A 24,342-nucleotide genomic window follows, 5' to 3' on the forward strand; every position below is an offset into this window, starting at 1 on the left:
GGCCGGCCAGATCGTGATCGTGGGCACCGAGGGCTTCGACCCCGACAACCCCGACACCACCGAGAACGCCAAGTTCACCTTCAAGGGCGTTCCGAGGTCCACGTCAGTGCCCGACGCGCCGTCCCCGGGCGCGGTCACGCGTTAGCCCTCACGGTGCAGGTTCAGGAAGGACGATCGCAGCGGGCGCTCGTGATCGGCGGGCTGGGCGCGATAGGCGGCGCCGTGGTCCGGCGGTTGCGGGACGCCGGCTGGGAGTGTCTGGTGGCGTCCCGGTCGCCGAGCGCCGACATCAGCCTCGACGTGGGGGACGAGGCTTCGGTCGTCGCGGCGTCGGCGGCGTCCCCGCCGTTGGACGCGCTCGTCATCGCCACGAATCTGGAGCCGAGCGCTTCGCTCTCCGAGCTGACCGGCCGGCACGCGGCGGCGATGTTCGCCACGCATGTCACCGGTCCGCTCCTGTTCATCCGGAGTGCACGCCATCTGCTGGCGAAGGGGTCGAGCATCGTCTTCCTGTCGTCCCCGGCCGCCTACCGCGGAAGCTACGACCCGTGCTACGCCGCGGCGAAGGGGGCCACGATCGCCCTCGCCCGGACGCTGGCGAAGGAACTCGCTCCGGACGTGCGCGTCAACGTCCTGTCCCCCAGCATCGTCGAGGACTCACCCGTGGCCCGGAAGATGACACCCGACTTCCGTGCCCGCCATCGAGATGCCTCGCTTCTGGAGCGAACCCTCTCCATGGACGAGTGCGCGGAGGCCGTCTGCTTCCTCGTCTCCCACCCGCACGTGACGGGTGCGACCCTGCATCTGAACGGCGGCGAGTTCCTCGGAGCGTAGCGGGCCTACTTGTCCTCGAACTCGGCGCCCAGCGCGTCCAGATGCTGGGTCCAGAACCTGCGGAAGCGCTCCAGCCACGTGTCGATCTCCCGCAGGGTCGCGGAGTCCACGGCGTAGAGGCGGTGGGCGCCCCTCGCCCGGACCGTCGCGAGGCCGCTCTCCCGGAGCACGCGCAGGTGCTGGGACACCCCCGGCTGCGAGATCCCGAACTCCGCCTGGATGACCGCGGCGATGGCGCCGGAGGTCTGCTCGCCGTCGGCGAGCAGCTCCAGGATCCGGCGCCTCACCGGGTCCCCCAGGACATCGAACACGTGCATCAGGCCATTATTTCGGTGCGGCTTATATAAGTCAATGGCTAAACAAGGCACCGGGCCGTCCCGCCGGGCGGAGCCGGGGCCGGTAGCGGCCAGCGCGACCGGCGCGCGGACGCCACGGCCAGGGCGCCGGTCACTACCACGACATGGCCAGCCCAGCTATATTTTTTTATAGCGGACTCTCTGACCGCGCTCATTCCAGCGCGATGCCTCCGGCACGCCGGCCGAAGTCTTCGCCCGCCTTGGATGGAGAGGTGGCCCGATGGAGCCCAGCGCCTCCGCGCACGTCGACACGTTCTGCCGCGACAACCTGCCCCCCTACGACGAGTGGCCCGAGTTCGACCTCACGCTTCCGGAGGTCGTCTACCCCGGGCGGCTCAACTGCGCGCACGTCCTGCTGGACGAGACGGCGAGGGCGGTGGGCGCCGACCGCCCCTGCCTCCGCACCCCCGGCGGCCTCCTGTGGACCTACGGCGACGTGCTGCGGCGGGCGAACCAGGTGGCCCGAGCGCTGGTCGACGACCTCGGGCTGGTGCCGGGCAACCGCGTGCTGCTGCGCGGGCCGAACAACCCGTGGCTGGCCGCGGCCTGGCTCGGCGTGCTCAAGGCGGGCGGCGTGGTGGTCACGACCATGCCGATGCTGCGCGCCCGGGAGCTGACCACCATCGCCGAGCTGGCCGAGCCGAGCCTGGCGCTGTGCGACCACCGCTTCCTGGACGACCTGGCCGCGGCGGAGACCCCCGGGATGCGTACCGTGCCCTACGGCTCGGACGACGGCGACGACCTGGTGTCCCTGGCGGCGGGCAAGGACGGGACCTTCGAGGACGTCGAGACCGCGGCCGACGACGTCGCCCTGCTGGCGTTCACCTCGGGCACCACCGGACGGCCCAAGGCCACCATGCACTTCCATCGCGACGTGCTGGCGATCGCCGACACCTTCTCCCGGCATCTCCTCAAGCCCGTGCCGGACGACGTCTTCGCCGCGTCGCCGCCGCTCGGGTTCACCTACGGGCTGGGCGGGCTGCTGGTGTTCCCGCTCCGGGCGGGCGCCTCCGCGCTGCTGATCGAGAAGGCGACTCCGGCCGAGCTCGCCGAGATCGCGGCCGGGCACGGCGTGACGGTGCTGTCCACCGCGCCGACGACCTACCGCGCGATCCTGGCCGCCGGGCTGGCCGGGCGGCTGGCCGGGGTGCGGCGCTGCGTCTCGGCGGGCGAGCACCTTCCGGCCGCGGTGTGGAGGGCGTTCCACGAGGAGACGGGCGTGCGGATCATCGACGGGATCGGCTCGACGGAGATGCTGCACATCTTCGTCGCGGCCGCCGACGACGACATCAGGCCGGGCGCGACGGGCGTACCGGTCCCCGGCTACCAGGCGGCCGTGGTGGACGCCGCGGGCCGGCCGGTGCCGGACGGGACCCCCGGGCAGCTCGCGGTCCGCGGCCCGACCGGCTGCCGCTACCTCGCCGACGCCCGGCAGAAGACCTACGTCCAGGACGGGTGGAACATCACCGGGGACACCTACATCCGCGACGCCGACGGCTACTTCTGGTACCAGGCCCGCAGCGACGACATGATCATCTCCTCCGGCTACAACATCGCCGGGCCCGAGGTCGAGCAGGCGCTGATCGGGCATCCGGACGTGGTCGAATGCGGAGTGGTCGGCGCTCCCGACCCCGACCGCGGCGCCGTGGTGACGGCGTTCGTGGTCCTGCGCGAGGGGGTCGAGGGGAACGCGGACAAGGCCGCCGAGCTGCAGGCCTTCACCAAGCAGACGATCGCCCCGTACAAGTACCCGAGGTCGGTCCGGTTCGTCGACGAGCTCCCCCGGACCACCACCGGCAAGCTGCAGCGCTTCCCCCTGCGCGAGCTGGTTGGGGGCGCCCGGTAGGGGCCGGAGCGGCGCCATCGACGCCCACATCCGGTCATCTGCCCGGCGATCGAGCAGCCTTCGCGGGGACGGGAATATCGTTGGTGTCACCCGGTGGAAGGCAGGCTCATGCTTCTGGGCGCCCTCAGCGGAATCGCCACCGCGATCTGCATCGTGCTCGTCCCCCACCAGGAGGGCATGGTCGCGGCCTTCCCGCCGGGGTGGGCGGTCGCCGTGTCCCCGGGTCTGCTGATCAGCCTGCTGCTGGCGGCCTCCGCGATGCCCCGCCTGACCTTCGCGGCCAGCCTGCCGGCGATGTTGGGCGCGATCATCGGCGCGGTCGGGGCGCTGTTCAGCGAACACCCCGTCTACGGCCTGATCTGGCCGCTGTGGGCCGCGCTCTTCTTCATCGGGCAGCAGAGAGCCTGGCTCAAGGCCCAGGCGAATCCCGCCTGACCTCCACGCCCACCTGACCGGTGCCGAACCCGGCCCGAAGGCGGGTCACGCCGTCGGGCCGGACACGGCGCGCCCGGCCCGACGGGCGTCTACAGTCCTCGGCTGCGGCGGTAGTCGGCGACGACCAGGTCGGTCAGCTCCTGCAGGGAGGTCTCGGACGTCGGCTTGTCGAAGGAGATCCGGCCGTGCTGGAGCAGGTTGACCCGGTCGCAGACGTCCAGGACCTGGGCGTAGTTGTGCGCGATGATGATGATGGACACCTCGCCCCGCGCCTTGAGGTCGCGGACGAGGTCGAGGATCATCGTGCCCTCCTTGGCGCCCATCGCGGCCAGCGGCTCGTCGAGCAGCAGGATGCGGGCGTCGGAGTAGACCGAGCGGGCGACCGCGATGGCCTGCCGCTGGCCGCCGGACAGCTTGGCGACCTCGACGTCCACCGACGGGATCCGTACCCCCATGTCGGCCAGCTGGCGGGCGGCCCGTCGCCGCATCGCGCGGTTGCTGAGCAGCGGCCAGCGCACCAGCTCCCGGTTGAGGAACATGTTGTGGTAGACGCTCAGCTCGTTGACCAGGGCGAGGTCCTGGTAGACGGTGTCGACGCCGAGCGAGCGGGCGTGGTCCACCGACCGCGGGCTCACCTCCTTGCCGTCGATGAGGATGCGTCCGGTGTCCGGCCGCTGGAAACCGCTGATGATTTTGATGAGCGTGGATTTTCCGGCGCCGTTGTCACCGATGAGGCCGAGCACCTCGCCCTTGCCGAGGTGCAGCGTGACGTCGGCGAGGGCCTCCACGCCGCCGAAGCGTTTGCGGATGCCCTCCACCCGCAGAGCCTCGCTCATGAGCGCCCCGCCCTTCGCAACCGGGCCAGGTGGACGTTCAGCACCATCGAGATGATGATCGCCGACCCGAGGATGATGTTGAACGGGTTCGCGCTGATCCCGATGAGGTTGAAGCCGTTCTGCATCTCGGCCAGCACCAGCGCGCCGAGCAGCGCGCCGACGACGGTCCCCGATCCCCCGGCCAGGGCGGTGCCGCCGATGACCGCCGCCGACACCGCGATGAACATCGCGTTCGACCCGCCCGAGCTCGGGTCGATGGAGCCGACCCGGAAGGCCTCCAGGAGGCCGGCGAAGGCGCCGAGCGCCCCGGTGAGCATGAAGTTGCCGATCTTGATCCGGCCGGTGCGGATGCCCGCCTCGGCCGCGCCGAGCGGGTTGCCGCCGGTGGCGACCGTGTGCAGTCCCCACCGGGTGCGGGTGAGGACCAGGTGGAAGAAGACCACGATCACCAGGCACCAGGTCAGCTCCGCCCAGGGGGCGCGCCCGAACCCGCCCGCCAGGCCGTCGGCCGCCTCGGGGATCTGCGCCGGGTAGGCGTGGGATGTGGTGAGCATGATGCCCTGCACCAGGAACATCGAGCCCAGGGTGGCGACGAACGACGGCACCCGCAGCACGACCGTCACCAGCCCGTTGCCGAGTCCGATGAGCGCGCCCGCCAGGACCGCCAGCACGATCGCGATGATCGGGTAGACGCCGGAGAAGTCGACCATGTAGTGCATGAGGAAGGGTGCCAGCGCGAAGACCATGCCGACCGACAGGTCGATCTCGCCGCTGACGAGCAGGAACACCTCGCCGACCGCGATGATGGCGTAGGGCGCGGTGCCCTGGGAGACGTTGACCAGGTTGTCGTGGGACAGGAAGACCGACTTGGCGGTCTGGAAGTAGATCAGCAGTCCGAGCGCCACCAGGAGGATGGTCGCCTCCCGGCGGCGCAGGAACGCGTCGGTGGCGAGGCCGGGCAGCCCCCGGGCACGCCGCCTCGGTGGCGTGCCCGGGGTTGCCGCCTGGTCCCGCAGGGTGCTCTCGCTCACTCCGTGTTCCTCCCTGTCAGACGTGAGCGATGGCGCCGGACCGCGGCACCAGCTGCTGGGCCGGGCTGGAGCCCTCGTACCGGGTCTTGGTGGTGAGGTACGGGCCGACGGTCTGCTTGCTGACGAAGGTCAGGCCGGTGTTGGTCACCGGGGGGAAGACCAGGCCGCCGGACAGCCTGTAGAACCACAGGGCCAGCACGGGCAGGAATCCCTGCAGGTAGGGCTGCTGGTCGATGGTGAAGTCCAGGTCGCCGGACTTGACGGAGCTCAGCGTGCCCGGGGTGAGGTCGAACCCGCCCGCGGCGACGCCCTTGCCCTTGAGGCGGTATTTCTGCATGACCTTGCCGATGCTCTCGGTCGAGCCGGCGTCCACCGCGAACATGCCCTTGATGTTCTGGTGGCCCTGGGCGTAGGCGTCGACGGTCGACAGTTCCTTGGGCAGCTCGGCGCCGCTGGCCACCGAGGTGAACTTGATCGGCTTGCCGGAGGCCTTGATGGCGTCCCGCGCGCCGTCGATGCGCGGCTGGATGTTCAGGGAGCCGGGGGTGGCGATGAAGCCGACCGCGTCTCCCCCGGCCATCAGCGCCGCGATCTTGGTGCCGAGCTGGTAGCCGGACGTGTAGAGGTCCTGGCCGATGTAGGCGAGCCGGTTGGTGCCGGGGTCGTCCTTGGCGCCGTCGGCGTTGTAGGAGACCACCGGGATCCCGGCGTCCAGCGCCTTGTCCACCGGCTGCCGGAAGGCGGTCTTGTCCACCACGGCGACCGCGAGCCCGTCGGCCTTGCCGGAGATGGCCGCGTTGGTGGCGCTGACCATCTCGGGCACCGCCGAGTTCTGCGAACCCGTCCACTGGAACGAGCAGCCCAGCAGGGCGCAGGCGTCCTGCGCGCCGTACTGCGTCGGTGTGAAGAAGGGGTTCGTGGTGACGTGGTTGACGAACACGAACTTCCAGTTCGGCGTCTTCGGGAAGTGCCCGGGCCCGCCCGTGGGCGAGGACGGGCTCTTGTTGTCCGAGGAGCACGCGGCCAGCAGCGCCGACGCGGCCGCCGTCGCGCTGACCAGGCCGGCGCCGCTGAGCAGCCGGCGCCGGGTGGGCTCGCTCAGGCCGAGGGTGTCGACGGCCTCTTCGACCGCTGGATCGATGCGCTCCATGTCAGGCTCCGAACTGGTAGACGGTCGTGGAGTGGAGGGCTTGGCCGGGGTCCAGCTCCGTCGAGGGGAAGTTCGCCTGGTTGGGCGAGTCGGGGAAGTGCTGGGTCTCCAGGGCGAACCCGTCGCCCTGCCGGTAGACGCGGCCGCCGGTGCCGACCAGCGTGCCGTCGAGGAAGTTGCCCGAGTAGAACTGGAGCCCGGGCTGGTCGGTGGAGATGGCCAGCGTCCGGCCGCTGCCGGGATCCTGCACGCGCGCGGCGACCTTCCAGCCGGAACCGTCCAGGACGAAGTTGTGGTCGTAGCCCTGGCCGTAGAGGAGCTGGTCGAAGCCGGTGCGGATGCGGGCGCCGATCGCGGTGGGCCGGGTGAAGTCCAGCGGGGTGCCGCGCACCGAGGCGATCCGGCCGGTCGGAATCAGCTCTGACGAGCTGACGGGGGTGTACCGGGAGCCGTTGATCTGGAGCCGGTGGTCGTAGACCGTGCCGCCGCCCTCGCCCGCGAGGTTGAAGTAGGAGTGGTTGGTGAGGTTGACGACGGTCGGCTTGTCGGTGGTGGCGCGGTAGTCGAACCGGATGGCGTTGTGCCGCGTGACGGAGATGGTCACGTCGGTCTTGAGGGTGCCGGGGAAACCCTGGTCGCCGTCCGGGCTGGTGTGGGACAGCCGGAGCGCGACGCCGCCGCCGGTCGTGATCGGGGCCGCGGACCAGACGTGCTGGTCGAAGCCGGTCGTGCCGCCGTGCAGCGTGTTCCCGTTGTTGTTGGTGGTCAGCTGGTACGCATGCCCGTCGAGCGTGAACCGGCCCTTGGCGATGCGGTTGCCGTACCGGCCGATGAGCGCTCCGAAGTACGTGCTGTTCTTGGTGAGGTAGTCGGAGAGGGTCGGGAAGCCCAGCGTGACGTTGGCGAGCCTGCCGTGCCGGTCGGGCGTCTCGATGGTCTGGACGATGCCGCCGTAGGTGATCACCCGGATGCGCATCGAGCCGTTGGTCAGGGTGTAGCGCCAGACCTTGGTGCCGTCGGGCATCGTCCCGAACAGGTCCTTGCCGATCCCGGACTTCAGTTGGCGGCCGGACGCCGTGGAGGAGGGGGCGAATCCGCCGATCGCGGTGCCGGCGAGCGCGGCCAGCGCGACCAGCCTTACTGCGAAGCGTGATCTGGTCATGGGACGGGTTTCCTCACAGATCTCGGGGGTGGGGTGTCCTGGCGGCTAGAAGCCTTGCGCCAGGCGGTGGTACGCCTGGTTCCAGCGCATCTCGCGGCGGAACCGGGCGACCTCGGTCTCGCTGTCGATGACGAGCAGTTCCACGCCCGTCATCTCGGCGAGGTCGGCCAGGATCTCGGTGGTGATCGCCTGGGACAGCACCGTGTGGTGCGGTCCCCCGGCCGACAGCCAGGCCTCGGTGGAGGTACGGAAGTTCGGGCGGGGCGCCCACACGGCCCGGGCCACCGGCAGCCGGGGCAGCGGTTCCGGGGGCCCCACCAGGTCGATCTCGTTGGCGACCAGCCGGAACCGGTCGCCGAGATCCGCCAGCCCGACGACCAGACCCGGTCCCGGCGCCGCGTCGAACACGAGCCGGACCGGGTCCTGCCGTCCCCCGATGGACAGCGGATGCACCTCGCAGCTCGGCACGCCGGCGGCGATGGAGGGGCAGACCTCCAGCATGTGGGCGCCCAGGATGAGTTCCCGGCCCGGGACGAGGTGGTAGGTGTAGTCCTCCATGAAGGAGGTGCCGCCCGGCAGTCCCGCGGCGGCGCTCTTGAGGGCCCGCAGCAGCAGGGCCGTCTTCCAGTCCCCCTCCGCGCCGAAGCCGTGGCCGTCGGCCATCAGGCGCTGCACGGCGACGCCCGGCAGCTGGGTGAGCCCGCCGAGATCCTCGAAGTTGGTGGTGAACGCCTGGTAGGACCCGGCGGCGAGGAAGTCGCGCAGCCCGAGCTCGATCCGCGCGGCGTCGCGCAGCGCCGGGTGGCGTTCGCCGCCGGACCGCAGCTCCGGCGCGACGGCGTACGTCTGCTCGTACTCCTCGGCGAGCTCGCCGACCCGGTGGTCCGGCACCGCGTCGACGGCCGTGACGAGGTCGTTCACGCCGAAGGCGTTGACCGAGGCGCCGAACCGGATCTGCGCCTCGACCTTGTCGCCCTCGGTGACGGCGACGTCCCGCATGTTGTCGCCGAAGCGGGCGAGCCGCAGTGTCCGCAGATCGGCGTGGCCACGGGCGGCCCTGACCCAGGACGCGATCCGCGTGCGCACCGCGGGATCGCTGGTGTGCCCGGCCACCGTGGTGCGCGACATGCCGAGCCGGGTCTGGATGTGGGCGTGTTCGCGGTCCCCGTGCGCGGCCTGGTTGAGGTTCATGAAGTCCATGTCGATGCTCGACCACGGCAGCGCCACGTTCGCCTGGGTGTGCAGGTGCAGCAGCGGCCGGAGCAGCGCGTTCAGCCCGGCGATCCACATCTTGGCGGGCGAGAACGTGTGCATCCAGGTGATGACCCCGATGCAGTCGTCGTCCGCGCCCGCCTGGAGCATCGTCCGCCGGATGGCCTCCGCGTCGGTGAGCACCGGGCGCCACCGCACCGCCGCCGGGATGTCCGGATCCTCGTCCAGGGCCTGGGCGATCCGCCGTGACTGCGCGGCGACCTGGTGGAGCGTGTCCTCGCCGTACAAGGACTGGCTTCCGGTGAGGAACCAGACGGTCGGTGCCATCGCGGGGCTGCTCCCTTCGCGGGTCACGGACGCTGTCCGTAGGCGTTCTGGTAGCGCTGGTACAGGCGGTCGATGTCCTCGGGCCGCAGCGGGACGGGGTCGCCGAGCTGGCGGGCGAGGTGCACCGCCCGCGCCGCGTCCTCGCACATCACCGCGGCCTTGACCGCGGCCCGCGCGTCCGCGCCGATGGTGAAGACGCCGTGGTTGCGCATGATCACCGCTGGGGAGCGGTGGCCGCGCAGCGTGCCGACGATGCCGCGCCCGATCGAGTCGTCGCCGATGGGCGCGAACGGGCCGAGGGGGATCTCCGCGCCGAACTCGTCGGCCATGGCCGTCAGGACGCAGGGCACCGGTTCCCCGCGGGCGGCCCAGGCGCAGGCGTACGCGGAGTGCGTGTGCACCACCCCGCCGACGTCGGGCATGTGCCGGTAGACGTAGGCGTGCGCGGCGGTGTCGCTCGAAGGCCGGAGGTCGCCCTCGACGACCGTCCCTTCGAGGTCGCAGACCACCATCGCCTCCGGGGACAGGTCGTCGTAGGAGACGCCGCTGGGTTTGATGACCATCAGGTCGCGGCCGGGCACCCGCGCGGAGACGTTGCCGGCCGTCCACACGACCAGTCCGTACCTGACGAGCTCGCCGTGCAGGTCGTTGACGGTCCGCCGCAGCGCGCGGACCCGCTCGTCGGGCGTGCCGGGCATCAGAGGCCCCCTTCCGAGCCGAGCGCGTCGTTGCGCAGCCGCCGCAGCCGGTGCAGGACCGCGCTGCTCGCACCGCCCCGGGCCGCGAAGTGGTCGTGCAGTTCGCGGTACTCCGCGTAGAGGAGGTCGTAGACCCGGGCCCGGGCGGGGTCCGGCGCGTAGGCCGCGGTGACCACCCGGCCCATCACCGCCGCGGCCTCCGGCACGTCCCGGTAGGCGCCCGCCGCGACCGCGGCGTGGATGGCGGCGCCGAGCGCCGGCGCCTGGTCGGAGGCGGCGATGGAGACCGGCCGGCGCAGGACGTCGGCGTAGATCTGCATCAGCGCCGCGTTGCGTTTCAGCCCGCCGGCGACGACGAACTCCTCGACCGGGACCCCGGCCGCCTCGAAGGCCTCGACGATGACGCGGGTCCCGTAGGCCGTCGCCTCCATGAGCGCGCGGTAGACCTCCTCCGGCCGCGTGGCCAGGGTCATTCCCGCGATCACGCCCGACAGGTGGTGGTCGACCAGGACCGAGCGGTTGCCGCCCGTCCAGTCCAGCGCCACCAGTCCGTGCGAGCCGACCGGCGCGGCCGCGGATCCGGCCGCCAGTTCGTCGTGGTCCCGTCCGGTCATGCGGGTCCACCAGGCGAAGATGTCGCCGACCGCGCTCTGCCCGGCCTCGTAGCCGTAGGCTCCGGCGGTGATGCCGCCGTCCACGACGCCGCAGATCCCCGGGACCTCGGCGAGGACCGCGCTGCTGACCACGTGGCAGGTCGACGTCCCCATGATCGCCAGCAGCCGGCCGTTCTCGACCGCGCGGGCGGCCGGCGCGGTGACGTGGGCGTCGATGTTGCCGGCGGCCACCGCGATGCCCTCCGGCAGACCGGTCCGGCGGGCCGCCTCGGCGGTCAGCGACCCCACCCGCGACCCCAGCGGGGAGAGCGGATGGGCCAGCCGCGTGGCCGCGAAGTCGGCGAAGCCGGGATGCAGCGCGGCCAGGTAGTCGGCGGAGGGGTAGCCGCCGTCCTGGTGGATGCCCTTGTAGCCGGCGGTGCAGGCGTTGCGCGTCTCGCGGCCCGTCAGCTGCCAGACGATCCAGTCCGCCGCCTCGATCCAGCGTTCCATGCGCCGGTAGGTGTCCGGATCCTCCTCCAGGACCTGCAGCGCCTTGGCGAACTGCCACTCCGAGGAGATCCGTCCGCCGTACCGCTTGATCCACTTCTCCGCGCGCTCGTGCGCCAGTGCGGTGATGCGGTCGGCCTGCGGCTGGGCCGCGTGGTGCTTCCACAGCTTCGGCCAGGCGTGCGGCCGGCCGGCCGGCTCCGGGAGCTCGCACAGCGGGGTGCCGTCCGACAGGACGGGCAGCACCGTGCAGGACGTGAAGTCGGTGCCGATCCCGACGATCTGGGCCGGATCCACCCCGGCCTCCGCGACGGCCGCGGGGACGGCGGTGCGCAGCACGGCCCGCCAGTCCGCGGGATTCTGCAGTGCCCAGTCGGGCGGGAGCGTCTCCCCCGTGACGGGCAGCGCCCGCTCGATCACCGCGTCGGCGTAGTCGTGGACGGCGCCGCCCAGCTCGGCGCCGTCGGCGACCCGGACGACGACCGCCCGGCCGGACAGCGTGCCGAAGTCGACACCGACGACGCAGGCGGCCTGGCTGATGTTAGCGCTCACAATTCCCTCATCGCTGGAGTACGCGGACATCGGTCGGTCAGGTGCGCGGGGCCGGCCGGGCGCTGGACCTGACCACCAGCTCCGGCGGGATCAGCACATTCCCCGGCGGCCCCGAGGGTTCGCCCAGGCGCTGCACCAGCAGCTCCAGCGAACGGCGGCCGAGCTCGCCGAAGTCCTGGCGCACCGTGGACAGCGGCGGGATGAAGTAGGCGGCCTCCGGGATGTCGTCGAAGCCGACCAGGCTGACGTCCTCGGGGACCCGGCGGCCGGCCTCGTGCAGCGCGCGGAGCACGCCCAGGGCCATGTGGTCGTTGGCGCAGAACACCGCCGTGACCACGGGGTCCTCCGCGAGCCGCCGGCCGGCCTCGTAGCCCGACCGGGCGCTCCAGTCACCGGTCAGCATCTCCGGCACCGCGGCTCCGGCCCCGGTCAGGGTCGCGCGCCACCCGTCGGCCCGGCCGACCGCGTCGAGCCAGGTCGCGGGGCCCGCGACGTGGTGGACCGTGCGGTGCCCGAGGTCGAGCAGGTGGCGGGTGGCCGCCACCGCGCCTGCCCGCTGGTCGATCGCCACCATCGGAACCCCCGCGGTCAGCCCGCACCCGGCCCCCACCAGCGGCACGAGCCGGCCGGCCTGCGCCAGCACGTCGTTCGTCGAGATGTGCGGGGCGATCACCACGACGCCTTCGACGGCCTGCACCGCCAACCGCTCGACCGCGTCCAGCAGGGCGCGCCGCGTGATCGCGCGCAGGCTGACGATGCTGACGAAGAAGTCGGCGTTCCGGGCGGCCTGCTCGATGCCGTGCAGCATCGACGCCGGACCGTAGAGCGTGGATTCGAAGCTGACCACACCGAGCGTCCTGGAGCGCCGGGTCACCAGGGTCCGGGCCGCCGAGTTCGGCCGGTAGCCGAGCTCGGCGATCGCCGCCTGCACGCGGGCGCGGGTCCGCGCCGAGACGTTCGGATGGTCGTTGACCACCCGCGACACCGTCTGGTGCGACACCCCCGCCAGCTGGGCGACGTCGGCCATGATCGGCGGATTCGACGAGCCGTGTTCCGCCACTCGTCCCCTCCTCCGCGGTCGCGCCGGGAGCCCGGCAGTGATGCGTAGGGCCGATTGTGAGCGCAAACATTTCACCCGTCAACCCCCCGTACGCAATGGGTTCGAACAGGCGGTGACGGGCACTCGGCATCGGCGATCAGGTTGTCGGATGATCACCGATGCCGAGCCGGACCCCGCCGGCCCACGGGGACGCCCCGCGCACCGGCAGGCCCGTGATGGTGCGGCCGATCACCAGACGCTGGATCTCCGAGGTGCCCTCGAAGATGGTGAAGACCTTCGATGGCGAACCCGTGAGCTGCGTTCCCTGCTCACTCCCAAACTGGCCCCGCTCCAGGCACGCTTGATCCCGTCCCCGATACGTCCTATCCCGCTTGATCCACTCCCGCGCGACCCCCAGCCGTCACCCCCGGAACGACATGACCGTCAGCGAGATCGAGACCGCCGCCACCCAGCTCCGCGCGCAGCACGCCTTCAGCGATCTGCGCCCGGGTCCGGTCAGCGACCTGCTTCACGACCGGGCGATCAGAGTGCGGGTCGACGGGCGTACGGCCCATGCGGGGACGCTACGGAGAGGCACCTTCAAGATCTCTGGTACGTAAGTACGTACAAAAGGGGAGGAGGGGGCGAGCGCATTGGGCCCGACGGAGATCCGCACCCGCTCGTGGATGGCGACGCGAAGTTGGTCCCGGAGCGTGGACGTGGGCGATGGGTCAGCCACGGGCGCCTTCTTGGACGAGTCCGTAGCCGCTCCTACGAGCTCAGCCAGCCTGAGTGGTTGCGGTGGCGTGCAGTGCGCTCGCAAAAATCGAACGGGGCCGGGTGCGCGTGGTGGCGTCGACGACCTCGGCTCGGTTGGCACCCGGCGTGTACTCGACCACGCGGACAGCGGGCCCACCGCGCGGGTCTCGTGGACCTGGCCGACCTTGACCAAGCCGTGCTGCGCTTGTCCTGGGCGGGACGTGGGCGCGGGTCCGCCGCGGCCGCACACGATCACGTCGGGCACCGCGTCACCAGCGGCGACCACACCGAGGGCGGCGACGGTCCGCATCTCGTGGACCAGCTCGACGAGGGCCGCCTGGCCGACGGCGAGGTTCTCCAGCCGGTCGGCGTAGTCGGCCAGCGCGCGGCGGAACGTCGTGTCACCCTGGTCGGCTGCGATGCGGGCCTGCTCAGCGGCCAAGCGGGCCTTCTACTCGTCGTGCCACTCGGTGGTGTGGCGAGCAAGGCCGGCCCGCAGCTCGCCCAAGTCTTCGCGGGAGACGGTCGGGTTCATGCGGCACGCTCCGGCGCGGCGATGGCGGCGGCGACGGCCCCGCCGATGGCGAGGTACTTCCCGCGGTGACCCGGAGACCGGGAACCCGTCCCTGGGGCGCGGCCGGGCCGAGCGGCCCCGTGTAGTCGGCTCTGGACGGCGGCGATGCTCACTGATCGACGTGCGGGTGAGCATCCCGCTCCCGCAGCGCGAGCACGGCCTGCTGGCGAGCATCCTGATGGACGCGGTCCGCGGGCAGGCCGCTGGGGAGAGCGGCACGGGCGCGGCGTTGCGCGGCGTCCACCTCCAGCGCCTTCAGCCGGTCTATGGTCATTCCGTCGGAAATGTGCGGGAGGTCCGGGTGGCGGTAGGGCGGGTTCTGGCGGCGGTCGTGCTGGCGGGCGGAATGCTGACAGCGTGCGGGCAGGGCGGCGCCGAGTCGTTGCTGGACGAGCCGACCCTGGTGGTGGGGGTGCGGCCGGACCTGCCGGGGCTGGGGCTGCGGCGACCGGACGGCCGGTTCGAGGGGTTCGACATCGATGTCGCGCGGTACGTGGCGGACCGGCTCGGGAAGAAGGTGCGGTTCGTCCAGGTGCTGGCGTCCGAGCGGATCACGGCGCTGACGTCGGGGCGCGCCGACCTCGTCCTCGCGACCCTGTCGGTCACGCCCGAACGCAAGACGCAGATCGCGTTCGCCGGGCCGTACTACATGTCCTACCAGGACGTGCTGGTCCGGGCGGACGAGCGCGGCGTCAAGGGCGTCCGGGACCTGACGGGGCGCCGGTTCTGCGCCGTCGAGGGGGCCGACCCCATCCAGCGGCTGCTGGCGGTCCACGGGATGACCGCCAGGACCGTCCCCGCCAAGAACTATGACCAGTGCATGGGCATGATCAAAGGTCGGACGGTGGACGCGATCACGACGAACGACGTCATCCTGGCCGGCCTCGTCCGGCGGGAGGGCCGCGGGTATCGGCTTGTCAACGCGCGGATCAGCGAGCAGAACACCGGCATCGGGCTCCGCCGCGGCGACGTCGAGGGGTGTGAGGCGCTGAACCGGGCGATCACCCGCATGTACCAGGACGGGACGGCGGCGAGGTTGATGCGCCGGTGGTTCGGCGGCACCGGGCTGGACCTGTCGATCATCGAGGTGCCGCAGTTCGAGGGGTGCGTCTAGAGGAACATTTGGTCGAGGATCAGGTGCGGCTCCTCGGCGCGCCCGCCCGAGCTGCCGCCCTCCCGGGTGCGGGTGGCGATCTTGTTCTGCAGGTAGGCGACGTCCTCCCGGCGGCGCTCGCGGGGGGCCGGCTCTCGTCGAGCATCCGCTCGATCACGTTGCCGAGGTCGAGGCCGACGTCGTCGCGGACGTCGCCGGGCGGCGACCCCCTCTTACACGGCGCTCCGCAGCCGTAGCAGCGCCTCGTGGATTCCCGTCGCGGAACGCTCCGGCTCCTCCATGGGGTGGGCTCCGGCGTCTCCGGAGGCGGGTCGGTGGTCTGCGGGGCCGTCGTCGCGGGCGTGGGCCCGGGGGGCTCTCCCGCTTCGTGAGCGATAGCGGCGAAGGCGGTTAGCATGACGCGGCCGATGAGGTCCGGGGCGATGTCGGGCAGCTGCGACTGGATCGCCTCGGCGAGCTGCTGGACGCCGGCGGCGTCGGGCGGGCGCCGCGCTCGCCTGTCCGGGTGCTGGACGAGGACAGCGGGGGCGGCAGATCGTCTTACCAGAGGTCGCCCCCGCTGTCTGTGCAGCTCAGCTTCTATCTGACGGGCAGGCCCGTGATGGTGCGGCCGATCACCAGGCGCTGGATCTCCGAGGTGCCCTCGAAGATGGTGAAGATCTTCGCGGGTGGACTGGTGACCTGCATCTTCCCTGCTCAGCCCAGATGTGCCCCCGTGTTTGGCGCGCTGAATCCCGTCCCTGACACGCCCTTTCCCGCCTGATCGTCGCCCACGCGTCGCCCACCCACGGCAGGCCCATGACCGTCCGCGAGATCGAGACCACCGTCATCCAACTCCGAGCCCTCAACTGGCTCGTGCGGCAGCCGCTCGACTGGCTTCCCGTGCTCGTCTGGTTCGCCGACGACGCAGGGCTGGTCGGCTCATCGGCGGGTCTCCCACAGGACAAGGCACATGCCACGTTGCAGTCAAAGGGCATGAACCTCCGCCTCCAGCCCGACGAACACCAGCACCGAGGCGGCGTCTTGCGGCTGCGGACGAACTCACGTCGACAAACTTCGGCGAGTCGGCCAACCACCCTTACTCGACCTAGGTAGAGTAAGGGTCATGTCGCAACCGTTCCGAGTGACTCCGCCTTTGCTTGACGTCCTTGAAGTGTTTGTTCATGCACATAGCGAGGACCGCGATGACCTGCACGGTTGGCAGATCGCGAAGGCGACTGAGCGGTCAGGACCAACTATCTATGGCGTTCTGGAGCGGCTACTCAACGCTGGCTGGATCGTCGGCCGTTGGGAGGATGAGTACCCTCAGCCCAACCGACCACGACGGCGTTACTACCGACTCACACCGGATGGCCTAACTGCAGCCAGGCAACTCCTCGCGGAGAGGCGATCGCACCGAACATCAACGCATATAGCACCGCGTCCCGGGTTCGCGTTCGGCAGAGTCTTGCGTGCTGCCCTCCAGGGAGATGTCCGATGACTGTGGGCGCCATCGTGTTCACTTTCTTCTTTAGCTTGCTGATCAACGAATGCTCAGAGCTCTCGCCCTGGTTGGCGCACAAACTCGTGCGGTGGTCAGCCCGTCTTCGTTGTGATGAGCCAGTTGAGGCCGAGGCGCTGGCCGAAGAACTTGCCGCGTACATCGACGATCGCCCTGGCAAGCTTTTCAAGCTGCTGACCTCGCTCGGATTTGCCGGTTCGAGCTTGGCTCGTCGCCTCCTTTCAAGCAGGCACTGGTCGCTCATGGGACGAACAGCCAACTGGGAAAGCTCGGTGGAATTTCGGCAGAACGCTGCCTTCCAGAGCACGTCGCTGACGGCTGATGACTTCCTGTCGCTGACCGACGCGCTCCGCTTCGCCGCACATGCCCCGTTCGACGACAGCCACAGCCGGCCGACCACTGATAGGAATGTCCGCCGGGTAGATTTCGGTGTCGATGTGACAGGGCAGGCGTCGGTTGTCGTGGACCCACAGGCCAGGATGTTGCGGGTATTCGACGTCCGCTGGGTGAGCTAACCGTGGGCTGAGGGGGTCGTTCCTTCCCGAGTGTTGATCCGGTTGGATGACGTTCTGGTCGATCAACACCATGTACGGCAGCAGAGCCGTGTGGAGGTCACATGGATCTCCACAGGGACCTGCCCTAAGTAGTTTTCTAAGTCTGCCTCCCCGAGACACTCCGCTGTGTCCGCGAAGGCCACCCCGACTGGTTTCCTGGGCGCCCCCATGGTCCCCCAGCCGGTCTGCCGCAGCCCCAGGATTCACCAGGCCGTACCCGATGCTCGTCCGACACGTCGCCCAGCGACAAAGGCCGCACCACCCGCACGATGACGCGTACTCCTTTTCTATAGGGCTCGCCGCCTGGTCCGCGAACTGCGAGCAGCCCTCTTCGAGTGAACGCTGGGCAGGTTCACTCCGCCCACGTGAACGATTGTGATCTCTGTGTACAGATTGGTAGCATCGATGCACACAGCGAAGCTTCATACACACGAGTGCATCCGACTGTGAGGGCCTCATGGAGATCGTGATCAGGCTTTGCGGCACCCCCGACGAACTTGCCCGGTTCGACCTAAGAGCCTGGCTCGCCATCCAGACGCCAGACGCTGTCCAAAGCCCTCCCGTACCCGATCTCCCGCAGCAGGTTGAGGACTACCTCGCCCAAGCACCCAGCACGGATCGCACTCGCGAGCACGTACACACCTTCCTCGCCCACATGCTTGCCGACCCACGCACCCAGTACGACTTCGGCAGGTCGCAAGGCACTCAGCGTGGCGAACCGCCGTACGTGCAACTCCGGCACACCGGGAAACAGAGAGTCGGCGCATACGCACGCGTCCGTCCACGCGGTTACATCAACTTCCGACTACCCCCCAGCGAGGCCGACGGCTACGCTCACGCCCGGGCCGCCGAACTCAGCACCACCGAAAACCCCTATGGCGTAAACCTCACGCTTAACAGCGGAGACGCCGTGGACGACGCTCTAGAACTCGCAGCGAAGGCACGACTGCGCGCGGCGAGGCAGTAGCGAGCAGCGCTTCATCTCAGCCGAGCCCGACAGCAGGATCATCAGCCGCCGGGCACCCTGCGCCGAGATTGCGTGAAGCAGACCCCAGGGGGACTCTGAGTAGACAGGCGCGGTCCAGGGCAAGGACGGCCGCCTCTTCGACGTCCTCCCCCCCATGGCGGGAGATGGTCGCGGCGGTTCATCGCGTGCCGCGCGGGTGCAACTCGGTGAGGATGCCGAGAACGATATCCCGGCGGTGCTCCGCTCCCGCCGGCGGTGCGCCTCACGGGGTGTCAGACCGGCCCGCGAATCCTGCACTGCGATTCGACATCACGATCTAACGGGGAGACCCCGACGCCCCGACCGCACCAGCATGACCGCAGGAGCGGACCTCCTCGGGAACTAACTCTCCGTATTTTTCAAGGGATCTGACAGTTCTGCCCATCGACCAAGCCTTTTCGAAGTCAGCGGCTTCAGCGTGGAGGGTACAACAGAAAGGGCAAAGCTTCCGGTTACCAATCCGTCAACGCTAAGTCCAGCGGCAGTCCACTCGACGTGCAGTTCTGTTTCAGAATCCTGAGGGATCACCAGTGGGACTTGTTCCAGTTCAACTCGATCTCGCGGGAGCACATCCACTGGATCGAAGATGATGTGCAGACCGTCCTTCACCCGCTTCGCGCGCCAGTCCCACACGTCATCCAGCGCAGGCACTCTCGGGCGCCTAGGCAGGAGCATTCCGGGGACGAGCAGCCTAGCGTGCTTCGGCGTGCCATATAGCTCTGGGGGGTTCGGAAATTCGACCGCTGGCGCTGCCCCGTGGCCAGGTTTCATCCAGCCGATACGAGATTCGGAACGAATCAAGGCCGTCACTCGCACATCTCTAAATGGCTGATCGGTGTTATTTACGACGACAAGCGACAGTCCGCATGGTTCATGTCGAACTATTTCAGCGGCAAGTCGCTTCTTGAATACCGATTCGAGGTCCTTTAGATGCTCGCCTACTTCAGCTTCGTATTGCTCGCGGGTCCGAGTGTCGAACCCCAACGGCCACCCGCCCGTTGATTGGGCTCTGGTGGCAAGGAGTCTCAGGCGGTGCCGGTCAAGATTAGTTCTGATGTGCTGGGGGATGCCCGCTGGCATCTCAATCACCGCTCGAGCATTCTCCACGTGGACAGTAAGGCGCCCACCCGTCGCTGCGAATCGTTGCAGTAGCATCTGCCACTCCTCGCGACCAGCATGCACAGTCCGCCCGTTGCGACGAATAAACACCGTATGCTCAGCATGAAGAGTCGTCCCTTTTGAAGGATCTCGCAATGGCTTGCAAAGATAATGTATCGGGTCGCCATAACGCGGGGGTTGCACAACAACTACGAGCACATCCTTTTCATCCAACCGAACATACTCAGGTGACCACTCCAAATCCGGTCCGAGGTACGGATCCAGGTCTTGAGACAGCCTGTCGGGATCGACAGTCGCAACTCCCTTCACCTCGCCGGGGCTGACGCCTACTAGGATGTAACCGTATCCCTCTGCCCATTGCACTGCGATGTCTGGTTTGCGGTTTGCAAATCCGAGAATCTGCTTGACCAGATGAATGTGACCGGGAAGCTTGTCCAATGGCAGAGAGCTCTTCCACTCAATCCACTTGGACTCATCATGCTTGCCAGCATCCCGAACGGCCTTAGCCAGTTGCGCGAGCTGGCTCGGCAAGAGGAATGCTCGAGACGGATCAATCGAAAGCGTCACGGCGGACACCCTACTCGCGCCTGTGGCGGCGATCCTCCTGATTTGCGAACCGGACCTGGGTCTCTCCGGCGGCCAGCTGCAGCAATGTGTCGCCATGGCAGGGGTCGTCGGGGCCGCAGGTGCATGCGAGGTCGCGGCCTCGGAGTTCGTGGAGGTGTTCGAGGACCCAGCGGCGGTCGAACCACCGGTTGCCGACGTGGTACTGGTCGGGGCCTTCGCCGTCGAGCCACGCGGCGTGCAGTTCGACGCAGGCGCGTTGCGGGTTCTCGTGGCCGTGTGCGGTGGCGTCGGCGATGGTGAACGGGTTGCCGAAGCCGGTCGTCCGGTCGATCACTCGGGCGCCGGAGGGCAGTCGAGATCCTTTTGTGCGGCGCCGCTGGACGCGCTGCGGGACCCGCGTGACGGCGAGCCGGACGGCGCGGCCTTTCCCTGCTTCCTCCTCGGCGCGGTAGCCGTAGGGGAAGCAGACGGAGAACTGGGCGTGGGACGGCCAGATCATCGTCGGCTCGTCCGCGCCGGTCTTCAGCCACCCCCAGTGCGTCGCGGCGGGGTCGTCGTCGGCGACCTGGCGGACGTCGACCGGGACGATCGGCAGGCGCAGGCCGTGCAGTTCGACCGAGGGGCGGGCGCCGAGGTTGATGTAGACCCCGTCGTCGTGGGCGTGCATGCGCCACTGATCAGGCATTCTCACCTCTCTGAGCGCGAAGTCGAGAGATCTCCTCGCGGAGCTGCGCCGCCTCCTCTTCGGCGCGGTCGGCGCGTTCTTCCGCCTGCATGCGGGCCTGGTGCGGGGTGACCTTCCCCACTCGCTGCAGGACGAACGCATACCGGTCGACCTCGCCGGCGAGCTTGACCTCCATGGAGACCTTCGGGTCGTCGTCGGTCGGGACCTCGAACAGCGTTTCGGTGTAGTTCGGGGCGTCGCCGAGCATTCCGCGGGCTGCGCCGACCCAGAGGGCGACCAGTTCGCGGGAGGGTTCCAGGTCGAGGTCCATACCGCCGCGGATCTCCATGGAGCGGATCTTCGTCTGCTCCATGAAACGGTCGGCCATCCGCTCGACGCCCTCGGCCTCCAACTCGCCGGCGACCTGCTCCGCAGTGTCGGCTCGCTGGCGCTCCTCGTCCAGTTTCGGGCCGAGGACGTCGAGCCCGGCGATCGCCGCGACCTCAGCTTCCCGGCCGGACAGGATGATGGGCCGGCCCGCGGTGAGGGCAGCGGTGGCGTTGGGGCCGGGGTGGATGCGGACCAGGTCGCGGATTCGGGCAGCGACCTGGTCGACGAGTTCAGGCGGATGGTTCACCAGGGGCTCCGTAGGTGTCGGCGGCGGCGCGAGCACGGGCTTCCAGGAGGGTGCTCGGCGGCCCGTCCCGCAGGACGAGGGGCGGCCATCCGTCCGGCCGGATGATGCAGCGGGGCACGTAGTCCTTCGCGGCGTCGGAGCAGGCGAGGCAGCACACGCCCCACTCCCCCGATGCCAGCGGCGCGACCACCGGCGCGTGCGGAAGGTTCGTGGGCTCGACGAGCTGGGCGTTGTCGAGGGCGGCCTGGAGGCGGTCGGCGAGGTCGCGGACGTCGCCGGCGCGCCGCTCCCAAGAGAGGCGACACTCCCGCCGGTCGCGGGGCTCGGCGTCTCGCCGGTCGAGCAGCTCCCGGTCACGGAGCCGCGCGTAGGCGATGACCTCGCACACGGCGGTGACCTGCCCCGCCGCGGTGACGAGCTGGCTGTCGCGGAGCTCGTCCTGCCGCTCGTGGATGGTCTGCGCGGCCTCGTCCAGGGCGCGCTCGTCTATCGCGGTGTGCTCGCTCAAGGGGTCACCTCGATCTCGTGCAGGGGCACGTTGTTGCGGAGCTGTTCGTGGAGGTCGGACAGGCGGCGGAACGCGAGCCGGTCCTTGCGGTACAGGAGCCGGCGCACGGTGTCGGGCAGCTGCGCCCAGCAGCCGCGGCACAGGTAGTGGCGTGGGTTCTTCTCCCTGCCGCAGGACGGGCATGCCGGGGCCGAGCTGTGGGAGTCAGGCACGGCGGGCCCCTTTCGGGTGTCGGTAGTCCGCGGGCAGCAGCTCGGCCGCCTCGGCCGCGGTGAGGCGCCGCCAGGGCCGGCCCTCGCCGGGCGCGGAGACCAGCACGACCTTGAGCGGCGGGCGGTTGAGGATCCCGCCGTTCACGATCCTGCGCCGGTGGGAGGCGTGCCGGCATCGCGCGTCCGGGCAGGGCGACTCGACGTCCTGGACGGTGACGGTGTAGCCGCGCGGCTCCACGTACAGGGCGTACCAGGGGTGCGCGGGGGCCCCGCCGGCGTCGTTGGCGTTGAGGTCGCTGGGGACGTAGCCGCCGCAGTCGCAGGCCGGGTCGGTGCAGGTCTTGCCGCGGTGGCCGTCGGAGACGCGGGCGCGGTCGGCGTAGAACGGTTGCCGCCCGGCAACCATCGGGCAGGCGCGGGACGCGTACAGGGCGCAGGGCGGGCAGAGCGGCGGCTCGTCGAAGTGGCGGGAGGCCAGTTGGTTGGGGCCGCCGAACAGGACAGCCGGGCGGCCGAGGCCGTTCCCGCATGTCTGGCAGAGGCGCTGCGTCCAGCAGCGGGCGTAGGTGGTCTGGTGCGGGGACCGGAAGTCGACACCTCCATCCGCGAGCCGCAAATTGATCACCGGGGCGACGAGTCCGCCCACGGTTGGCCGGTGCGCGCACGACGCCGGGATCGGCGGGCGGTTCGGAGCGGTCACGTCGCGTCTCCAACGGGGAAGAGCGCAGGGAAGAGGGCGTCCTGGACGAGCTCAGAAGCCGGGCGGGCACGCTGCTCATCTCGGCGTCGGGCGCGTGGGCGTGGCGCGGCGTGTGGGCCCGCCACCTCGCCCTCGCCGGTGTCGGCCGGCTCGGCGCGTCGGCAGTCGCAGGTGCAGACCCAGCCGGCGCATCTCTGGTTCTCGACCGCGTACAGGTGCGCGACGGTGCGGCCGTCCAGCGTGACGGCGGCGTCCCATCGGGACGGCCAGCGCGAGAGTGCGCTGAGGGCGGCGGAACGGTCTTCCCGTACGGTCTGTTCGAAGTCCAGGGCCAGACCGTCCTGCTCCCGGGCGATGCACCGGTCGCAGCGGCCGGAGTCGCAGGCGCCGCACCGGCGCATCTCGCACGGGCTGATCCGGTACAGGAAGCAGCCGCGGCCGCCGGGGTAGGAGGCGTCGATCTCGCGCATGCCCGCTGTCCAGGCGTGCGCGCGGATCCACGCGGCACGCTCGACGGTGAACGGCGGCAGCCCAGCGGCCTGGACGGCCTGCGCAAGGTACACCTCGTACTTGCGGACCGGGGAGCTCTTCGACTGGTCTCCGCGGCGCCGGCCGGGGCCGACGAGGGCTCCCATCCGCTCGCAGAAGTGCACCGACGCTGGGTCGGGCTCGTCGGGCGTGTAGTCCGGCTGGCACTCGGGGTTGCGCTCGTTGGCCGGGGTGCCGGTCCGCCAGTCGCCGGTCCAGACGGCCCAGTGGTACGCGCCGAGGACCTCGTCACGGATCCACTCGGCCACCTCGGGCGGCATCATCGGGTTAGTCATGCCGACTCCAGTGCGGTGATGGCATCCGTGCACATCGCCTGGAGGGCGCGCCAGGCGGCGATCCGCTCGGGCCAGGTGGGCCGCTCACGGTCGCGCGTGATGTAGCCGGGGGCCCACTCGTGCGGGTTTGGCCACAGCTCGTACGGCCGCCCTATCTCGTTCCAGGACGGCGTGGGCAGCGCGTCCGCCCACGCGAGGATGCCCGCGCGGGCGGAGTGCCCGCCGAGATGGGCGGCCAGTTCCCCCCAGGTGATGAGGCGGGCAGGGGTGCGGTCTCAGCCGTACCGCTCACCGCGTCGCCGCGCCCCCTTCCACCAGTCGTAGGTGTGCTCGTAGTGGAGTCCGTTGCGGCGGATTGAGTACGCCCAATCGCCAGACGCGCCGATCCCACGGTCGTCGTGGCCGCGCCAGTAGCACAGGTGCAAAAGGATGTGCATTGCGTCGGGCACGGAGTCGCGCAGGCAGGTCAGGCCGTCGATCTGGCGGCGGGCGTCGGTCCCGGGGCCGAACAGGTCCGGCGGCGCGGGGGCGGCCGGGGGGCGGCGTCGGGTGGACGGTCTCGGTCGGCTGGCCGTTGTGGACGGCTGCGGGGCCGGGGGAAGGTCGAACAGCGCATCGTTCATGGCGTCGGTTCCTGACCGTCGGCTCCCGGCTCGGCGGGGACGAGCGCAAGCCGGTAGCCGAGCGCCTCCGCCCACGCCGCGGTGGCGTCGAGAGACGGGGAGCAGTGGCCGAGTTCCCACCGCAGGACGCTGTTCCGGCATTTCCCGAGCCGGGCGGCGATACGTCCTTGCCCGAGGCGGCGCGTCTTTCGGGTCTGGGCGAGGGTGGCGACGATCTCGACCGCTGTCATGCGCGCACCGCCAGGACGACCCCCGCGACGATGGCCAGGACGCTGGCAGGGACAACGCCGAAGAAGACAGCGCGGGCATACCAGGGCGCGTCATGCCAGAGGTCGATCAGCTCATCGATCATCGGAGGCTCCAGTGAGCGATCGCGGCTGCGCGCATCTCATAGGCAGG

At 70.0% G+C, this 24,342-nt stretch carries 27 protein-coding genes; 8 read left to right on the top strand and 19 right to left on the bottom strand.

Annotated features, from left to right (window positions below; translation table 11 throughout):
- The first annotated feature begins 153 nt into the window (after positions 1-153).
- Positions 154-834: an SDR family oxidoreductase gene (locus tag AB0H37_RS24585; protein ID WP_360615417.1), complete on the top strand. Its 681-nt coding sequence runs from the start codon at positions 154-156 to the stop codon at positions 832-834.
- Between the two features lie 5 nt (positions 835-839).
- Here the strand turns inward: AB0H37_RS24585 and AB0H37_RS24590 are convergent, their stop codons facing one another.
- Positions 840-1,151, bottom strand: coding sequence for a metalloregulator ArsR/SmtB family transcription factor (locus AB0H37_RS24590; RefSeq protein WP_179834659.1), 312 nt, complete (start codon positions 1,149-1,151; stop codon positions 840-842).
- 259 nt (positions 1,152-1,410) lie between these two features.
- On the opposite strand from AB0H37_RS24590, the gene AB0H37_RS24595 reads away from it, so the two are divergent.
- Positions 1,411-3,036 carry an AMP-binding protein gene (locus AB0H37_RS24595; protein ID WP_329091284.1) on the top strand — a complete coding sequence of 542 codons (1,626 nt, stop codon included), beginning with the start codon at positions 1,411-1,413 and terminating at the stop codon, positions 3,034-3,036.
- Between the two features lie 93 nt (positions 3,037-3,129).
- Positions 3,130-3,471 (top strand): hypothetical protein, encoded by a 342-nt coding sequence (locus AB0H37_RS24600; protein ID WP_360615420.1) that lies wholly within the window; start codon positions 3,130-3,132, stop codon positions 3,469-3,471.
- Between the two features lie 89 nt (positions 3,472-3,560).
- Here the strand turns inward: AB0H37_RS24600 and AB0H37_RS24605 are convergent, their stop codons facing one another.
- Genes AB0H37_RS24605 through AB0H37_RS24640 form a run of 8 tightly spaced genes read right to left on the bottom strand, consistent with a single transcriptional unit; the run spans position 3,561 to position 12,602 of the window.
- Positions 3,561-4,307, bottom strand: a complete 747-nt coding sequence (locus tag AB0H37_RS24605; protein ID WP_179834656.1) for an ATP-binding cassette domain-containing protein — start codon at positions 4,305-4,307, stop codon at positions 3,561-3,563.
- Positions 4,304-5,338 (bottom strand): ABC transporter permease, encoded by a 1,035-nt coding sequence (locus AB0H37_RS24610; RefSeq protein WP_218935141.1) that lies wholly within the window; start codon positions 5,336-5,338, stop codon positions 4,304-4,306. Before AB0H37_RS24610 ends, AB0H37_RS24605 begins: the two co-directional genes overlap by 4 nt.
- A gap of 16 nt (positions 5,339-5,354) precedes the next feature.
- Complete coding sequence (locus AB0H37_RS24615) at positions 5,355-6,488, bottom strand: sugar ABC transporter substrate-binding protein (protein WP_329091289.1); 1,134 nt, start codon at positions 6,486-6,488, stop codon at positions 5,355-5,357.
- A gap of 1 nt (position 6,489) precedes the next feature.
- Positions 6,490-7,650: an aldose epimerase family protein gene (locus tag AB0H37_RS24620; RefSeq protein WP_360615424.1), complete on the bottom strand. Its 1,161-nt coding sequence runs from the start codon at positions 7,648-7,650 to the stop codon at positions 6,490-6,492.
- Positions 7,651-7,695: 45 nt separating this feature from the next.
- Positions 7,696-9,189, bottom strand: coding sequence for an L-arabinose isomerase (araA, locus tag AB0H37_RS24625; protein ID WP_179834653.1), 1,494 nt, complete (start codon positions 9,187-9,189; stop codon positions 7,696-7,698).
- Between the two features lie 23 nt (positions 9,190-9,212).
- Positions 9,213-9,887 carry an L-ribulose-5-phosphate 4-epimerase gene (locus AB0H37_RS24630; RefSeq protein ID WP_179834652.1) on the bottom strand — a complete coding sequence of 225 codons (675 nt, stop codon included), beginning with the start codon at positions 9,885-9,887 and terminating at the stop codon, positions 9,213-9,215.
- Entirely contained in the window at positions 9,887-11,542 is a 1,656-nt protein-coding gene (locus AB0H37_RS24635) for a ribulokinase (RefSeq protein ID WP_360615427.1), read from the bottom strand. The genes AB0H37_RS24630 and AB0H37_RS24635 overlap by 1 nt, the downstream gene beginning before the upstream one ends.
- Before the next feature lie 37 nt (positions 11,543-11,579).
- Positions 11,580-12,602, bottom strand: a complete 1,023-nt coding sequence (locus AB0H37_RS24640) for a LacI family DNA-binding transcriptional regulator (protein WP_360615429.1) — start codon at positions 12,600-12,602, stop codon at positions 11,580-11,582.
- Between the two features lie 907 nt (positions 12,603-13,509).
- On the opposite strand from AB0H37_RS24640, the gene AB0H37_RS24645 reads away from it, so the two are divergent.
- The 5 genes from AB0H37_RS24645 (at position 13,510) to AB0H37_RS24665 (ending at position 18,050) form a co-directional block, all read left to right on the top strand.
- A complete protein-coding gene (locus tag AB0H37_RS24645) occupies positions 13,510-13,944 on the top strand; it encodes a hypothetical protein (RefSeq protein ID WP_360615431.1) in 435 nt (144 codons plus the stop codon).
- Positions 13,945-14,041: 97 nt separating this feature from the next.
- Positions 14,042-15,028 carry a glutamate ABC transporter substrate-binding protein gene (locus AB0H37_RS24650; RefSeq protein ID WP_360615432.1) on the top strand — a complete coding sequence of 329 codons (987 nt, stop codon included), beginning with the start codon at positions 14,042-14,044 and terminating at the stop codon, positions 15,026-15,028.
- 1,105 nt (positions 15,029-16,133) lie between these two features.
- A complete protein-coding gene (locus AB0H37_RS24655) occupies positions 16,134-16,508 on the top strand; it encodes a PadR family transcriptional regulator (RefSeq protein WP_360615434.1) in 375 nt (124 codons plus the stop codon).
- Entirely contained in the window at positions 16,505-17,044 is a 540-nt protein-coding gene (locus AB0H37_RS24660; protein ID WP_360615436.1) for a hypothetical protein, read from the top strand. The genes AB0H37_RS24655 and AB0H37_RS24660 overlap by 4 nt, the downstream gene beginning before the upstream one ends.
- A gap of 496 nt (positions 17,045-17,540) precedes the next feature.
- Positions 17,541-18,050: a hypothetical protein gene (locus AB0H37_RS24665; RefSeq protein WP_360615438.1), complete on the top strand. Its 510-nt coding sequence runs from the start codon at positions 17,541-17,543 to the stop codon at positions 18,048-18,050.
- 381 nt (positions 18,051-18,431) lie between these two features.
- On the opposite strand, the gene AB0H37_RS24670 is transcribed toward AB0H37_RS24665, so the two are convergent.
- From AB0H37_RS24670 to AB0H37_RS24715, 10 genes are all read right to left on the bottom strand, one after another.
- A complete protein-coding gene (locus AB0H37_RS24670; protein ID WP_360615440.1) occupies positions 18,432-19,775 on the bottom strand; it encodes an ATP-binding protein in 1,344 nt (447 codons plus the stop codon).
- Between the two features lie 10 nt (positions 19,776-19,785).
- Entirely contained in the window at positions 19,786-20,460 is a 675-nt protein-coding gene (locus AB0H37_RS24675) for a DUF4326 domain-containing protein (protein ID WP_360615442.1), read from the bottom strand.
- Positions 20,453-21,076 (bottom strand): hypothetical protein, encoded by a 624-nt coding sequence (locus AB0H37_RS24680; RefSeq protein WP_360615444.1) that lies wholly within the window; start codon positions 21,074-21,076, stop codon positions 20,453-20,455. The genes AB0H37_RS24675 and AB0H37_RS24680 overlap by 8 nt, the downstream gene beginning before the upstream one ends.
- The gene (locus AB0H37_RS24685; protein ID WP_360615446.1) at positions 21,060-21,584 is read right to left on the bottom strand and encodes a hypothetical protein; all 525 of its coding nucleotides are present in this window, start codon (positions 21,582-21,584) and stop codon (positions 21,060-21,062) included. Before AB0H37_RS24685 ends, AB0H37_RS24680 begins: the two co-directional genes overlap by 17 nt.
- Positions 21,581-21,796, bottom strand: a complete 216-nt coding sequence (locus tag AB0H37_RS24690) for a hypothetical protein (protein ID WP_360615448.1) — start codon at positions 21,794-21,796, stop codon at positions 21,581-21,583. The genes AB0H37_RS24685 and AB0H37_RS24690 overlap by 4 nt, the downstream gene beginning before the upstream one ends.
- Positions 21,789-22,496 (bottom strand): hypothetical protein, encoded by a 708-nt coding sequence (locus tag AB0H37_RS24695; RefSeq protein ID WP_360615450.1) that lies wholly within the window; start codon positions 22,494-22,496, stop codon positions 21,789-21,791. The genes AB0H37_RS24690 and AB0H37_RS24695 overlap by 8 nt, the downstream gene beginning before the upstream one ends.
- On the bottom strand, positions 22,493-23,320 hold the full coding sequence (locus tag AB0H37_RS24700; RefSeq protein ID WP_360615452.1) for a DUF6248 family natural product biosynthesis protein: 828 nt from the start codon (positions 23,318-23,320) through the stop codon (positions 22,493-22,495). Before AB0H37_RS24700 ends, AB0H37_RS24695 begins: the two co-directional genes overlap by 4 nt.
- Before the next feature lie 275 nt (positions 23,321-23,595).
- Positions 23,596-23,943, bottom strand: a complete 348-nt coding sequence (locus AB0H37_RS24705; protein WP_360615454.1) for a hypothetical protein — start codon at positions 23,941-23,943, stop codon at positions 23,596-23,598.
- Positions 23,940-24,173 carry a helix-turn-helix transcriptional regulator gene (locus AB0H37_RS24710; RefSeq protein WP_360615456.1) on the bottom strand — a complete coding sequence of 78 codons (234 nt, stop codon included), beginning with the start codon at positions 24,171-24,173 and terminating at the stop codon, positions 23,940-23,942. The genes AB0H37_RS24705 and AB0H37_RS24710 overlap by 4 nt, the downstream gene beginning before the upstream one ends.
- The gene (locus AB0H37_RS24715) at positions 24,170-24,295 is read right to left on the bottom strand and encodes a hypothetical protein (protein WP_360615458.1); all 126 of its coding nucleotides are present in this window, start codon (positions 24,293-24,295) and stop codon (positions 24,170-24,172) included. The genes AB0H37_RS24710 and AB0H37_RS24715 overlap by 4 nt, the downstream gene beginning before the upstream one ends.
- Positions 24,296-24,342 lie beyond the last annotated feature (47 nt).

This window comes from Actinomadura sp. NPDC023710, assembly GCF_040639875.1.
Classification (GTDB): Bacteria; Actinomycetota; Actinomycetes; order Streptosporangiales; family Streptosporangiaceae; genus Spirillospora; species Spirillospora citrea.